The sequence below is a fragment of the Lapillicoccus sp. genome (assembly GCF_046595215.1).
Lineage (GTDB): Bacteria > Actinomycetota > Actinomycetes > Actinomycetales > Dermatophilaceae > Lapillicoccus.
This window is the reverse complement of the sequence record NZ_JBKJPP010000109.1, coordinates 1-12,941: the sequence shown is the minus strand read 5'-3', so window position 1 is coordinate 12,941 and position 12,941 is coordinate 1. Positions and strand designations below refer to the sequence as shown.

At 73.2% G+C, this 12,941-nt stretch carries 5 protein-coding genes and 1 pseudogene; 1 reads left to right on the top strand and 5 read right to left on the bottom strand.

Going from position 1 to position 12,941, the window contains the following annotated elements:
* The first annotated feature begins 476 nt into the window (after positions 1–476).
* Complete coding sequence (locus tag ACLL9L_RS08760; protein WP_411284263.1) at positions 477–1,817, top strand: IS30 family transposase; 1,341 nt, start codon at positions 477–479, stop codon at positions 1,815–1,817.
* 14 nt (positions 1,818–1,831) lie between these two features.
* On the opposite strand, the gene ACLL9L_RS08755 is transcribed toward ACLL9L_RS08760, so the two are convergent.
* The 5 genes and pseudogenes from ACLL9L_RS08755 to ACLL9L_RS08735 all read right to left on the bottom strand — a co-directional run.
* The gene (locus ACLL9L_RS08755; RefSeq protein ID WP_411284262.1) at positions 1,832–3,361 is read right to left on the bottom strand and encodes a hypothetical protein; all 1,530 of its coding nucleotides are present in this window, start codon (positions 3,359–3,361) and stop codon (positions 1,832–1,834) included.
* Complete coding sequence (locus tag ACLL9L_RS08750) at positions 3,358–7,497, bottom strand: hypothetical protein (RefSeq protein WP_411284261.1); 4,140 nt, start codon at positions 7,495–7,497, stop codon at positions 3,358–3,360. The genes ACLL9L_RS08755 and ACLL9L_RS08750 overlap by 4 nt, the downstream gene beginning before the upstream one ends.
* Positions 7,494–10,058 carry a hypothetical protein gene (locus ACLL9L_RS08745; RefSeq protein ID WP_411284260.1) on the bottom strand — a complete coding sequence of 855 codons (2,565 nt, stop codon included), beginning with the start codon at positions 10,056–10,058 and terminating at the stop codon, positions 7,494–7,496. Before ACLL9L_RS08745 ends, ACLL9L_RS08750 begins: the two co-directional genes overlap by 4 nt.
* Positions 10,058–12,292, bottom strand: coding sequence for a DUF6603 domain-containing protein (locus ACLL9L_RS08740; RefSeq protein WP_411284259.1), 2,235 nt, complete (start codon positions 12,290–12,292; stop codon positions 10,058–10,060). Before ACLL9L_RS08740 ends, ACLL9L_RS08745 begins: the two co-directional genes overlap by 1 nt.
* A 323-nt stretch (positions 12,293–12,615) precedes the next feature.
* Positions 12,616–12,941: pseudogene (locus ACLL9L_RS08735) on the bottom strand (MFS transporter); the annotation flags it as partial.

Sequence of the window (12,941 nt, the reverse complement as noted above, 5' to 3'; positions counted from 1 at the left end):
GATGAAAGACCTCCCCATCAGCCGCGACGACTGGCACGGAGAGTGGAACTACTGTCTGCACCCCATACGCGACACGCCCGAAACGCCCTGACTTGATTTAGGGCGAGGCCCTAAGCTTGGAACCTCTGGGGCCAGTTGGGCACGATCGTCGGGGGAGAACTGAGACGAATACGACGCAGAGGGGCGTTTGGGCTGTGGCTCTCTCTGCTCATAACCCGGAGGTCGCAGGTTCAAATCCTGCCCCCGCTACCAATGTCGTCGCAGGTCAGAGGCCCTTTCCCACTGGGAGAGGGCCTCTTGGCATGTGTGGCCCGTGACCAGATCCGTGGCCAGATCCTGCGACACCCTGTGGCCAGTGGACGTCTCAGCCGTTCCGCTCCGCCTCATAGCGGGACGCATTGCGACTGGTCGGGACATCTGAGATGCGATCGCTGGGTCGAAACCCAGCGATCCCACCCGGTCCGCCAGCCACGTCGATGACCGCCACCGGCCCCTCGTCGAAACGCATCGCGAAGGCGGCGGCATCGCCTTGCGTTCGTGGTCTCACGCCAGGGACTGTGCCGCAAGCCGATGGCGATCTCAATCGGTTGCCGCAACACCGTTCTGAATGTGAGGTGTTGTGCATGTGGTCGGAGAAGGAACTGATTGATAAGCAGGCGCGGTTCTGGGTGTTGATGGCTCAGGGTTCGACCTTGACTGCGGCGTGTGAGGCTGTCGGGGTGAATCGAGTAACGGGCCGTCGTTGGCGACAGGCGACCGGTGGTCGGATCCCGCGGAAACGGCCAGCACCGTCGGGCCGATACCTGTCTTTGGACGAGCGGCTACAGATCGCCGACCTGTACCTGGGCGGGGCCGGCGTTCGAGCGATCGCCGTCGGGATCGGCAGGTCGCCCGCCACGGTCAGTCGCGAGCTGCGCCGCAACGGCACGGCCCCGACGTCGCGACGGCCTGGCAAGTACGCGCCGTATGCGGCACAGAAGCAGGCCGAGCTGCGCGGGCGGCGGCCCAAGGGCAGTAAGTTCGACCACCTCGAGCTGGCGGAAGTGGTGCAATCCAAGCTGTGCGTGAAGTGGAGCCCTGAGCAGATCAGCCTCCACCTCGCCCAGGAGTTTCCCGAGCGGGCGGAGATGCGGGTGTGCCCCGAGACCATCTACCAGGCGCTGTACGTCCAGGGCCGCGGTCATCTACGTGCTGACCTGCACCGACACCTGCGCACCGGCCGTGCGGTCCGGCGCCCCAGAGGGTCCTCGGTCACGAAGCGGGGCAAGATCCCGAACATGATCTTGATCAGCGAGCGACCGGCCGAGGTCGCCGATCGCGCCGTCCCGGGACATTGGGAAGGGGACCTCATACTGGGGTCGAACTGCCGCTCGGCCATCGCTACGTTGGTGGAGCGACAGACCCGGTACGTGATGCTGGTCCACCTGCCAGATGACCACAGCGCCGAGGCCGTGCGTGATGGCCTGCTGGCCACCATTGCGAGGCTGCCGGAGCACCTACGGAAGTCGTTGACCTGGGACCAGGGATCTGAGCTGGCCAAGCACACCGAGATCACCTTGGCCACGAAGATGGACATCTACTTCTGTGACCCCCACTCACCGTGGCAGCGAGGGTCCAACGAGAACACCAACGGACTGCTGCGCCAGTACTTCCCCAAGGGCACTGACTTGTCCGTGCACACGCCCCAGCGGCTGCTCGAGGTCGCCACCGAGCTCAACGCCCGACCCCGCAAGACTCTCGGCGGAACCACCCCCGCCCAAGCCATGACCCGTCTACTGTATGAACCAGATTCCCCCATCGTTGCGACGACCGCCTGAATTCGCCGAGGGGTTTAGGGAGCGTGGTCCTCACGTAGCAGGTCGAAGCGAAGGTGTGAGACGGGCCCGGCCAGCAGGGGGAGCCGGCGGCGTTGCCGCCACAGCACGGGACTGCCGTCGGTTCCTCGGGCCAGGACGTACCGGCGTTCCAGCCGCATCCCTTGGTTGGGTACGGAGCTGGCGGCTAGCTCGTGTCCCTGCCCGGCGCCGATCAGCTGCGACCGGGGCCCCGGTCGCGGGACCGGCGGGGTTTGGCTGAGGTCGGCGACCAGGCCTTGGACGAACACGCGCCGTGCGGGGGCGGGACGGCTCTCGATCCGGTACGGGTGCCAGTGCTCGGGGAGCGTGGTCGACGGCTGGTAGGTGAAGTGGCGGGTCTTGGTTCGCTGCGTCTCCAGCAGGGCCGCGCTGGCGTCGGCGGACAGTGCCAGGTCGAGGCCGTCGGCGCGCAGCTCGACGGCCCACATGACGTTGGCGTCTTCGTCGACGCCGAGCAGGATGTCGTCGAGCGCCGGACCGGACAGCGGCGTGGTGGCCGCGGGCCAGACGACGAGCGAGGAGCGGTCCAGCCCGCGGGTGCGGAATAGCGACCACGGGCCCGGCGCCTCGTCCGGCCCGGCTGCTGGGTCCTCGTCGCCAGGCGGGATAGTGAGATCCCACCACTGGTCGAAGCCGTCCTTGACGCGCATACCGCTCAGGGTCACGACGACGCCCGAGCTGGGCGGCGGCTCCCCTCCGCCGGGCGGCGGCGGCGGTGACGGGATGGGCACGGTGAACCAGTCGTTGGCGTGGTCGCAGACCAGCTGGATGAGCAGCGCTGTGGCCAGGTGGGCCCGGTCGGGCGGGAACCCGCCGATGTCGACCGCGGAGTCCTCGATCTGCCACCAGCGTGGGGCTGGCGCTCCGGGGTACTGCAGCCGTTGCGGCACCACCTGCCGGCGGGTGAACGCGGGCGCCGGCAGCGGGCCCGTGGCGTCCGCGGTGTACCAGTCCACGTCGCCCCCGTCGTGACCGGACACGGAAAGGGAGGTGCCTCCGACGGGCACTTGCGCCTCGTAGGTCAAGGTCTCGGTCTGCCAGAAGTCCGGCCGGATGAGCAGTCCCTGCAGGGACGGGTCCCCGTCGGGGATTAGACCCAGCCGCCAGGCGGCCCGCCCGTCCGGTGTCCCCGCCAGCGAGTCGCCGTAGGGGGAGGGCAGCTCGCCGAACGCACACGCCTGACGCTGCAACGGTGTCAGGGCGGCGTTGACCGCCCTTCCGACCCGCACCCGGCGCCCGATGGTCCACCAGTCGTCGGTCGCGCCTTCGAGGACCGCCTCCGCGGGGACGATGGTCGGGTCGAGCCCGGCGACGGTCTCCAGCGGGGTGTGCGCCACCTGCAGCTCGACCAGGACGGGTGATGACGCGTCCTCCCCTGCCTGCTCTCCGACCTGCCACTGCCGCCCGAGCATCCACAGCGGGTCGGCTACCTCGGCGGCGAAGCCGCGCTGGACGTCGGTGTACGGAGGCATCGGTTCGAGGCGGCGGTAGTGCTCCCAGGTCATGGCCGCTCCTGCAGGTCGCTGCCGGCCAGTCCCGAGGCGAGGACCATGGACGTCGGGACGGCCAGGGACCACGCGCCTAGCTGGTCCGGCTGCGCCATCCGGGCCCGGGCCAGCTGCCGGGTGGACAGGACCAGGCTGGACAGCGCCTGGGCGGTCAGCGGGGTCCGCTCGTCCGGCGGCACGGCCAGCAGGATCGACTGGGGGGCGCGGGCTCGGGGGGCGTCGAAACCGAACGCCGCGTGCGTGGTGTGTCGGCTGCTGGGGACCGTCTCGGCCCAGTCGTCGAGCACCGCGATCCCGGCCGGATCCGCCGACGTGGCGGCCGGCCCGTAGACGACGACGGTGCGCTGCGAAGTCTGCGGCACCGACCACAGCCGGGCGGGGTCGCTGGCGGCGGGCCAGGCCTGCGCGAGCTGGTGGGCTTCCAAGCGTGCGACGGCGGGCCGGACGGCGGCGACCACCTCCAGCCAGTCGCGGTCCATGTCCGGCGCGGCGGTCACTGCTGGGAGGGTGCCGGTGCACACCAACGGCAGGCCGGACGCCGGGGACAGCAGCGCGTGGATCCGCTCCGCGAGGGTGGACGCGTCCGCAGCCGCATCGCTGAGCGGGTCACCGGCCGCGGCGATCCGGGCGAGCAGCACATCCAGGGCCCCGTCGTCCGGCAGGCCCCACGCTCGAGCCGGTCCGCTCACCGGTGGGTCGGCCGCCAGGCCGGTGGCTACGTCACTGGCGAGGGCCCGCAGCGTCGCGAGGCGGCTACGTAGCTCGGCGTCGCCCTGTCCGGGGGCGCCGGTGAGGTCGGTCAGCCCGCGTTGGACGTCGAGCAGCGAGCAGAGCCGGTCCAACGCGCGCCGCCGCGCGGCCGCGGTCCCGCCGGTGGCCGCCCCGCCGAGGATGTCCGCGGCCAGCGCGTCCAGCCGGGCCTGCGGGATCAGGACCGTGTCGGGGACCGCGACCCCCAGGTCGGCCAGGGTGACCGTGGCGGCGTCCAGGGTCCACGTCCACGCCGACGCCGGGCCGGTCTCGGCTTCCAGTAGCGCGCCCAATGCCGGGTCGGCGACGGTGACCGGGGACGCCGGGTCCGGGGACCCCGCCGGCAGCGCGATCAGCACCGTGGTTCGCACCGAGAACCCCTGCCGCTGGGTGCGCAGGATCCGCAGCTCGGGAGGCGCGCTCAGCCCTGCCGCGGCGGCCATCGACTCCTGGGCGGCGGCGCCTCGGCCGGAGACCACGTCGTGGACGGCGTCGGCCACGAGCAGGTCGCCGTACGTGTCCAGCACCTGGCGCAGGTCGTCGAGGCTGCCTAGGCCCGCCGGCAGCGTCGCGGGGGCGGCGTCGATCACCTGCAGGCCGTCGCACACCCGCCGACCTGCCCACTCGGGCCGGGCCGGGAACCGGCGGCGCAGCTCCAGGACGGCACCGGTGTCCCCGGCGCGGCGTTCGATCTCGCGGCCGAGGGCCTCGCTGAGGTGCACTCCGAGGCGGACGTCGCCGCCGAGCCGGGCGGCGAGGCGGACCAGGTCCGAGCGGGCGGTGATCTGCCAGCGCGGGTCAACCTCGTGGATGGCGTGGTCGCGCAGGACCGCTGCCGCCAGGGCTTGAGCGTTTCCGGGTGCGTGCAGCAGCCCCGCCGACGTCGGCGGGGTCGGGTCGGGCGACGGGTCCAGGTCGTCCACCCAGCCATAGGCGCCGATCCGGCGGGGCACGTCGCGCGCGATCAGCCGTCGCAGCCGGCGGGTCCCGACGCCGCTCACCCACGGGTCGATCCGGTGGCTGGACGCGTCGACGACCGCGGTCACCGCGGCCGCGAGCGGGCCGCCGTCCAGCAGGGTGGCGTCCCGGGACGCCAGCTCGCGGGCGGCGTCGCGGACGTCCTGGAACTGCCGCACGATGGCCGACACATCGGGGTCCGGGGGGTTCTCGTGGTCGACCCGGTCTTGGGCGTACTGCGGGAGCTTGGCGACCACGTCCCCGCGGGAGGCGTCGTTCGCGAGCGTCCGGGCGGCGTCGAGCGGGGGAAGGTAGTGCCGGGTCCAGGTGGGCCACACGGCTGGGTCGACCCGGGAGACCTCGGCCTGGGTCAGCAGCAGCGAGTGCCGGACCAGCCGGGCCAGTAGTGGCGGCTCGTCGTCTTTGCCGTCGCCGCCGAAGGCCAGGTTCTCCCAGGCCATCTCGAGGTACCGCTTGAGGGTCTGCCCGAGGCTGCCCTTGCCGACCACGGCGGGCTGCACGTAGCCGAACCCCTGGTAGCGCCGGCCCGGCTCGGGCTCGTGCTGCAGCGACGGCGCCGCGCCCGCCTGCCATGCGGCGACCGTGTCCGCAGCGGGCGTGCCGTTGACGATCGCCTGCAGCAGGGCCAGCAGCTCGAGCGGGACGAAGCCCCGCGACCCCAGCTGACGGCTGGTCGGGACCCGCCCGATGACATCGAGCAGCCCGTCGGCGTCCGCGCCGACGGCCGTCCCGCCGGCTGATGCGGCCGCCGCCCAGGCCGGGACGAGGCCGCCCAGGAGGGCCGTGATGCCCTGCTCGAAGAGCCCGTCGTGCGGGGCGGGCGTCCAGTTCGCGAGGTCGACCGCGGGCAGCACGCCGTAGGGCACGTCCCCGACCCGCAGCGCGGGCCAGGCACCGAGCGGGCACAGGTTGCGCGCCGCCCAGTCCCCGAGCTCGCGAGTGAGCGCCGAGTTCTCGACGTCCTTCAGCCAGCGCTGCCACAGCACCGGCCACAACGCCGTGACCAGGTGCGGCACGATGTCGAGCAGTCCGGTGTCCACGTCCGCGACGCCGTCGAGCCGCGGCTGGGAAGTCAGCACGCCGGCGAGGCCGCACGCTGTCCCGCTGCCCGCCAAACGCGCCACAGCCAGCCAGCGGGCCGGGTCCCGGCCGGTGTCGACGGTCGGCTGACCGGCGACCGTGTTCGTCGCGGCCAGCGGCGGGACCAGGCCGAGGGTGCCGTGACCGGTGAGCGCCTCGATCAGCCCGCGCGGGTCGGTGCCGGACAGGCCGGTGACGAGCAGGACGTCCAGGTGCGGCCCGTCGGGCAGGTCCACCTCCATCGCCAGCCCGACCTGGGTGGCCACCTGGTAGGAGGTCCACCACAGGGCCGGTACCTGGTCGGGCTGCAGGCCGGCCATCGCCCGGTCGACGGTGCCCTGCCTGGCGATCTCGGCCAGGTCCGGGCGCAGCTCGCCGAGCAGCCGCAGCCCGGCACCGGAGTCGCCCCACAGCTGCAGGACCTCCGGAAGTGCGGCGCGGTAGTCGAACCCGCGGTGGCCCTGGTCGTCGTAGGGCTTCTCCGGGGTGAACCCGGTGCCGTCGGGCAGCACTGGGACCTCGCGCACGAGGTATGCCGCCCGGCCACCGCCGACGGTGCCGGCCAGGGCGGTGAAGGCGGCGCCGCCCTGGTCGGTGCTCAGGTCGCCGCCGGCCTGCGTCCAGAACGCCGCGACCAGGTCGGCTTCCTGCCGGGACGGCGGCAGCGGCGGACCGGCGAGCGTCACCGGGTCGGGGTGCACCCGGATCCGCAGCCGCCACGGGGTGCCGTCGACGTGGGGTTGGTAGCGGGTCTCCAGCCGCATCGGCAGCAGCACACCGATGACGTGGCCGTCGACGAGGGGGTCGAGCCGGGTCCGGGCGGTGTGGTCGAGGTCGAACACGTCGTCGTCGCCTAGCGCGGCGGTGTCGACGAAGGTCTGGCCGTCACCGACCCGGCCGCCGGCCGCGGCGATGACGTCGAACATCCGCTGGGCGGTGGCCAGGGTCATCGCCGGGCTCGCGCCGAGGAACAGCCGCCGGGGGTCGGGGGTCAGTTGGTCGAGCAGGGTCGCCGGGTCGGTGAGGGACTCCAGCCAAGTGGACCACTCGCGGAACAGGAGTGCGTTCTCGGTGCGCGGGCCGTCCAGCAGGTCGAGCTCAGCGTCCAGGGCTGCCACCGCGCGATGCGCCTGGTCGAGTTGGCCCCTTAGCATGAGCACCTGCTGCGCGGCGGCTCGCTGTCCCCGGTCGATCAGCCGCGCCGGGTCCCCGACCGGCAGCCAGCCCGGGATCGCGGCCAGCTCCGCGGCGAGGGTGGCCGCCCGGGCGAGCCCGACCGCGCGGGCGGTGCGGGCGGTGCGCCGTTCGTCGCGGCGGGCGGTCATAGCAGGTTCCCCAGGAAGACGCGGACGGGCGGGTCGAATGTGTTGGCGGCGAAGCTCGCGCCCTCCGGTGAGGCGTCACCGTCGGTGTAGGCGAACCGGTAGCCGGGCGGCGGCTCCTCCAGCACGAGCCAGTGGTCGAAGCCGGCGGAGGGCGGCACCCCGAACCCGAAGAACACCAGGTCGGGGCTCAGGGTCCCGGAGAATGACGGGTATGCACGTGGCAGAGGCTGTTTCGCTGGGTCGGGGTTGGGGTCGACAGGCGGGACCTGGCCCCACACGTCGCGCCCGCCGGGGTTGGGGACGAGGTAGACCAGGGTGGCTGGGTAGCGCCGGAACAGCTCGGTGTGCAGCACGACGACCAGGTTCGCGCCGTGCGAGGGGTCGGACAGGTGACTGAGGTCGCCCAGGGGTGACGCGTCCGGCCACAGCGGCAGGTCGGTGTCCAGGGCGACGACCGGGCGGATGTCGGTGGCCGACTCGCCGGCGCCCACGTCGACCCGCTGCCAGAACCGGCGCAGCGGCGTCCACCGGGTGGTGATCGGCAGGTTGCGCCAGCGCAGCTCGCCGAGCGTCTGCACGTTCGCGCCGATCAGCAAGGTGTCCACGAACGCGGGGTTGGTCTGGACGGCCAGGACCCGGTCGGCCGGGACGTCGCCGGCCCCGGGCAGCAGCCAGTCCGGGGCGTGGTCCGACAGGAACTTCCACAGCGGGATGTCCAGTTCGGGCGACACATCGGGTTCGGCGAGCACGGGTTCGCGCAGGCCGGAGATGGTGGCCAGGACCCGGGTGGCGGCCGCCGGGCGGGGCACCGTCGGGTCCACTCCGGCGGCGACGGCGCCGGCGAACGCGGGCAGGTCCGGCAGCGGCGAGCATGACGAGGCCGGGGCTCGTCCGCGGACCGCGGCGAGCAGTTCCGTGGAGGTCCCGGGGTCCTCGATCAGCGACTGGGCGAGCAGGCCCGCCTCGTCCGCGTTGCCGTACAACTCGGTCAGGATGTGGTCCGCCCGCTGGCGCAGCTCACCGGCCAGCCCCTCCGCCTTCTCGGGGTCGGCCATCGCGTCCAGGATCCGGGTCACCTCCGGCGGCAGCGTCTGCGGGGGTGGGCAGGAGTTCGCGGCCGCGAGCAGGGCGGCCACCGACGCCGCACCCGGGGCCGCAGCCCGAGCGAGCGGACCGCGCCGGCGCAGCATCCGCCGGGCAGCGCTGCTGAACAGGGCCGGGGCCAGCGCGGGCGTGCGACCGGCGACCGCGTTCAGCGCGTTCCCTCCCACGTCCACCGGCATCCGGCCCAGCAGCGGCGCCAGGGTCGCCAGCCGGGCCACCGGGTCGGCAGGCACCCGCCGGGACCACAAGCTGCGCGACGCGCGCAGCCCCAGGGTCAGGTGCCGGATGCGTTGGGCCGCGGTCGCGACCTGGGCGGCCTGCTGTGCGGCGGCGGCCATGATTCGGTCCTGCCAGGCGATGGCGGCCCAGGCGCCGAGACCCGCTGCGCCGCGGTGCCGCGGGTCGGCGCGCAGCTGCCGCCGCCACCCGTCCGGTACCACGTCGTCTCCCGGGGGCGGCCACTGCCAGTCCTGGCCGTCCACCGGCCCCTCGTGCCACGGCACGTCGTAGCGGGGCACGGTCAGCACCCACCGGCCGCTGGCGTCGAGGTCGCTTGCGAGCGCCTCGATGGTGGCTGCGACATCAGGGGGAAGAGAATCGACCACCGGCGGGTCGCCCGGCCCGGGAACGACGGACAGCGCGCCACCAGCGGCCAGGACCGCGCCGGGCACCGGACCCACCTGCACCCGGGAGCGACCGAACTGCCGCTCCACGAGAAGCGCCTGCTCGCCGTCGGTCAACGGGTCGAGGCGCTGGGCGATCGAGGCGAAGTCGCCCTGCTCCGTGGTGGTCCGGAATCCCCAGCTGTCGAAGCAGCGCAGCGTCACCGTTCCGGCGCCGGCGCCCCAGGAGTCGCTCAGCGTGCTCGTGCCGTCGGGCGAGACGGTGGCCTGCCAACCGGAAACCAGGGCGGCCATATAGTCCGTGCCGGTGTCGAGCTGGCGCGGGCAGATCACCCGCGAGAACGGGCCGCGACCGGCGACCGTGTGCACGTGCGCCCAGCGGTGCGCGTCGCCGAGCGGGTGCCAGTCGAACAGCGTCCGCCCCCGGGTCAACCCCTGGGAGTTCAGCCGGACCCGGCCGTCGGCGAGCCGGGCCACCTCTGCGGTCGTGCCGACGACCAGGATCATCCAAGGCCGGACGGCCAGCAGCCCTGGGCTGTGCGGCTGCGGGCTGTACCGCCAGGGTAGGTCGGCGGCAGCGAGCTCGACGTGGGCCATCAGCGTCGCCTCCGCGTCGACGCAGCCTGCGTGCGGGCGCCGGCCGGTGACCTGCCCGGCCGCCAGGTTCGTCACGTCGCCGGGTCCGGCCAGCAGGAACGGGGCCAGCGCGGGCGGCAGGTCGCCGTCGTCGTCGTGCAGGCTGATCGGCAGGTCCGCGGCCAGCCGGGCGGTGGTCGGCGGGTTGGTGGCCAGCGCGTAGACCGCGGGACGCCGCCAGGCGGTGAACTCGTTCATCACAGGCCCGCCAGCACCACGGGCGACCCGAGGTCGGCCTTGCTCACAGCGAATACCGCCGGGTCCGGGCTCATCCGGGCCGCCTGGTGGGCCGCGGTCGCGCTGGCGTGCCCGGTGCCGTCCGAGGACACCCACGCCTCGGGTCCCACCGTGACCAGCGGGGTCCGGGTGGCCGCCGCCGGGGTGGCGTCGCGGGCGGCCACCATCCCGGACAGGATTCCGGGCAGGTCCAGGGCGACGCCCTCGAGGAGGCCCAGCGTCGTCCAGCCCTCATCGCGTACCTTGCGGAACACCTGCGGCTGCATGACCTGGGCGCGCACGGTTCCGGCCAGGTCGTCCCCGCCGGCGCTGACCACCCCGGCCGGGAGCTGCTCGAAGGCGGGCCGGTTCAGGGCTTCGGACTGGGTGAGGGTGATGAACGACCCCGGCGCGAACAGGTCGTCGAGCCCCGAGGTCTGGTGCGGCACCGAGGCGGTGACCCGCTGCGTCGAGCCGAGCGGGGCACCGTCCACCCGGTCGATCGGGATGGCCAGCGGCACCCGCTTCTGCTGCCAGCCGACCCCGCCCCGCGGCAGGACGAGGGCAAGCTTCGCAGGCACCGGCAGCGGCGAGAGCACCACCTCACGGTCCGGTCCGCCCACCACCTGCAAGCTCTCGGGGCGCACCTCCTCGCGCCGCAGCAGCTCCGCTGCGCGGACGGGGGCCACCGCCGGCGGGCTGCCCGGGCTGCCGAACGTGAACGTCTCGTGGAAGTGGAAGTCATGCAGGAACGTCTCAACCGTCAGGCGCCCGGAGATCGTCACCGGGCCCGGCCCGTCGAGGGTCCCGTCCAGCCGGATGCCGCCGAAGGTCAGCCCGAACACCTCCACCTCGAACCCGGCGCTCACCTCGGCATGCACGTGGAACGGGGTGAACTGCACGATCGCGTCGACCCGCAGGAACCCGTGGGCGCCGCAGCCGCCCGCGTCGATACCGGCCTCGAAGTACCCGCCGAGCTGAACGGTGTTCGACGTGACGGCAAGGTAGCCCTCGGCTCGCACGTCGATCCCCGGCACCGGCAGGTCGAGGTGGAACCCCAGCCGCCGCAACGCCGGGATGTTGGCCGGTTCCGGGCGGAAGCCCGGGTAGAAGCCGCCGACGGACAGCACCGTGTAGCCGTGGCTGCCCCACGACAACCGGAAGGCGAGGTCGCCGTAGATGGTGAAGATGTCGAGCAGCCCGCTGTCGACCAGGCTCGCGTCGACGGAGAGCACCTGCTGTGCGAAGTCGATGACGCCTACCACGTCGACCCGCAGCTTCAGGACCGGCGGGATGCCGGCGCGGGCGATTCCCACCACGACGATCCGTTGCGGCCCTGGCAGCTCCACCAGCACGCCGAGGTCGAGGGAGCAGAAGCCCTGGCCGGCGATCTCCAACCAGGACAGGCGCAAGGTCGGGCCCGCCACTGAGGACCCGCGCCGTGGCACCAGGATCGCCTCGAGCGCCGCCAGCGCTCGACGCGCGCTCTCGCCGATGTCGAGCGGGAACAAGGCCTCCCCCGCGCTGCCGTCCCTCAACTTCGAGGCCAGGGCCGGGACGTCGACGCTGCGGTTGATGCCGACCACCCCCCCGACCCGGGACAGCTGGAAGCCGAACCCGACCTGGATCCCGGGGGTGAACCCGGCCGCGAACACGGTCGCGAACGAGGGGTCCGAGCCGGCCCGCCGCAGGCTCGCCAGCGCCGCGACCTCGACCACGCCCAGGTGCAGGGACAGGGCGCCGTCCACCCCATCCGCCAGGACGGCGATCGACCCGTCGCCGACCACGGGCCCGGCGTCCAAGTGTGCTGCCACTGCGTTCGGGGGCAGCGGCCCGATGACGATCTGCGCGGCAGCCGGGTTGCGCGGGTCGGGCACGCGCAGGGCCGGCGCGTCGATGTGCAGGCCCAGCGGCCCGAACGCGGCGTCCAGCCGGACGCCGTCGGGTCCGCCCCAGCCGTCGCCAGGCGCCAGCAACGGCAGACCGGGGACCGGGATCTTCCCCAGCAGGTACTCCACGAGCCGGTTACGAAGGGCATCCGTCGCCGTCCGCCAGTCGGCGATCGCCTGGTCGAGGGTCGCCGGCTGGCCGAGAGCGGCGTCCAGCCCGTCCGCAGCCGAGAGCAGCGCTGCGATCCCGGGATCGGCGCCGTCGGCGCCGTCGGCGCCCAAGGACGCGACGACGACGTCTGCGTAGCTGCGGATGGTTCCGGCCATCTGGACACCGTTCACCTAGCGAGCGCGGCACATGTCCTGCGGTCCGCACCGTATGCCTCATTCCGGGGTGCAGCAAGAGCGGAATGAGGCTCTGCGCCTGCCGCTCCCGTGGGCCGCCCACGGCATACATGCTGCGGCCGTCCCCGGAGACCTCGGCCCTGGTGAAGAAGCGCCGCGTCCCGACCATTGCCGCTTCCAGGGGTTGTCCAGACCTGCGCTCCCCTTGCGTCCCGGCTGTGCAGCGTTCATGTCATGTCTTCCCGGTCGGTCGTGCTCAGGTGGTCGCCGCCGCGACCCTGGCGCGGCGGTGGACCGCACGGCGATCAGCGTGAGGAGCAGGCTGGCGGCGGCACCACGGCGAGCAGTGCGAGCCCGATCCCGTAGCTGCCGGTGGCGCTGTAGACCGCGCCCATGACGAGCGGCGGGACGAAGCCGCCGAGGCCGCCGGCCGCACCGACGAGGCCGGTCACCGACCCGACCTGCGCGGCGGGCGCGGCCTGGGCGACGAGCCCGAAGGTAGCGCCGCTGCCCGCTCCGAGGGCGCCGGCCATGGCGAGGAACGCGATGGTGCCCAGCGGCGCGAAACCGGGGGTGCCGGCCTGGATCGCGGCACCGACGGTGACGACGGCGAACACGCCGGTGAGGACGG

Excerpts from the sequence above, each read along its gene's own strand:
- ACLL9L_RS08760 (WP_411284263.1), top strand. The coding sequence starts at position 477 with ATGACCGCCACCGGCCCCTCGTCGAAACGCATCGCGAAGGCGGCGGCA.
- ACLL9L_RS08750 (WP_411284261.1), bottom strand. The coding sequence starts at position 7,497 with ATGACCGCCCGCCGCGACGAACGGCGCACCGCCCGCACCGCCCGCGCG.
- ACLL9L_RS08740 (WP_411284259.1), bottom strand. The coding sequence starts at position 12,292 with ATGGCCGGAACCATCCGCAGCTACGCAGACGTCGTCGTCGCGTCCTTG.
- ACLL9L_RS08755 (WP_411284262.1), bottom strand. The coding sequence starts at position 3,361 with ATGACCTGGGAGCACTACCGCCGCCTCGAACCGATGCCTCCGTACACC.
- ACLL9L_RS08745 (WP_411284260.1), bottom strand. The coding sequence starts at position 10,058 with ATGAACGAGTTCACCGCCTGGCGGCGTCCCGCGGTCTACGCGCTGGCC.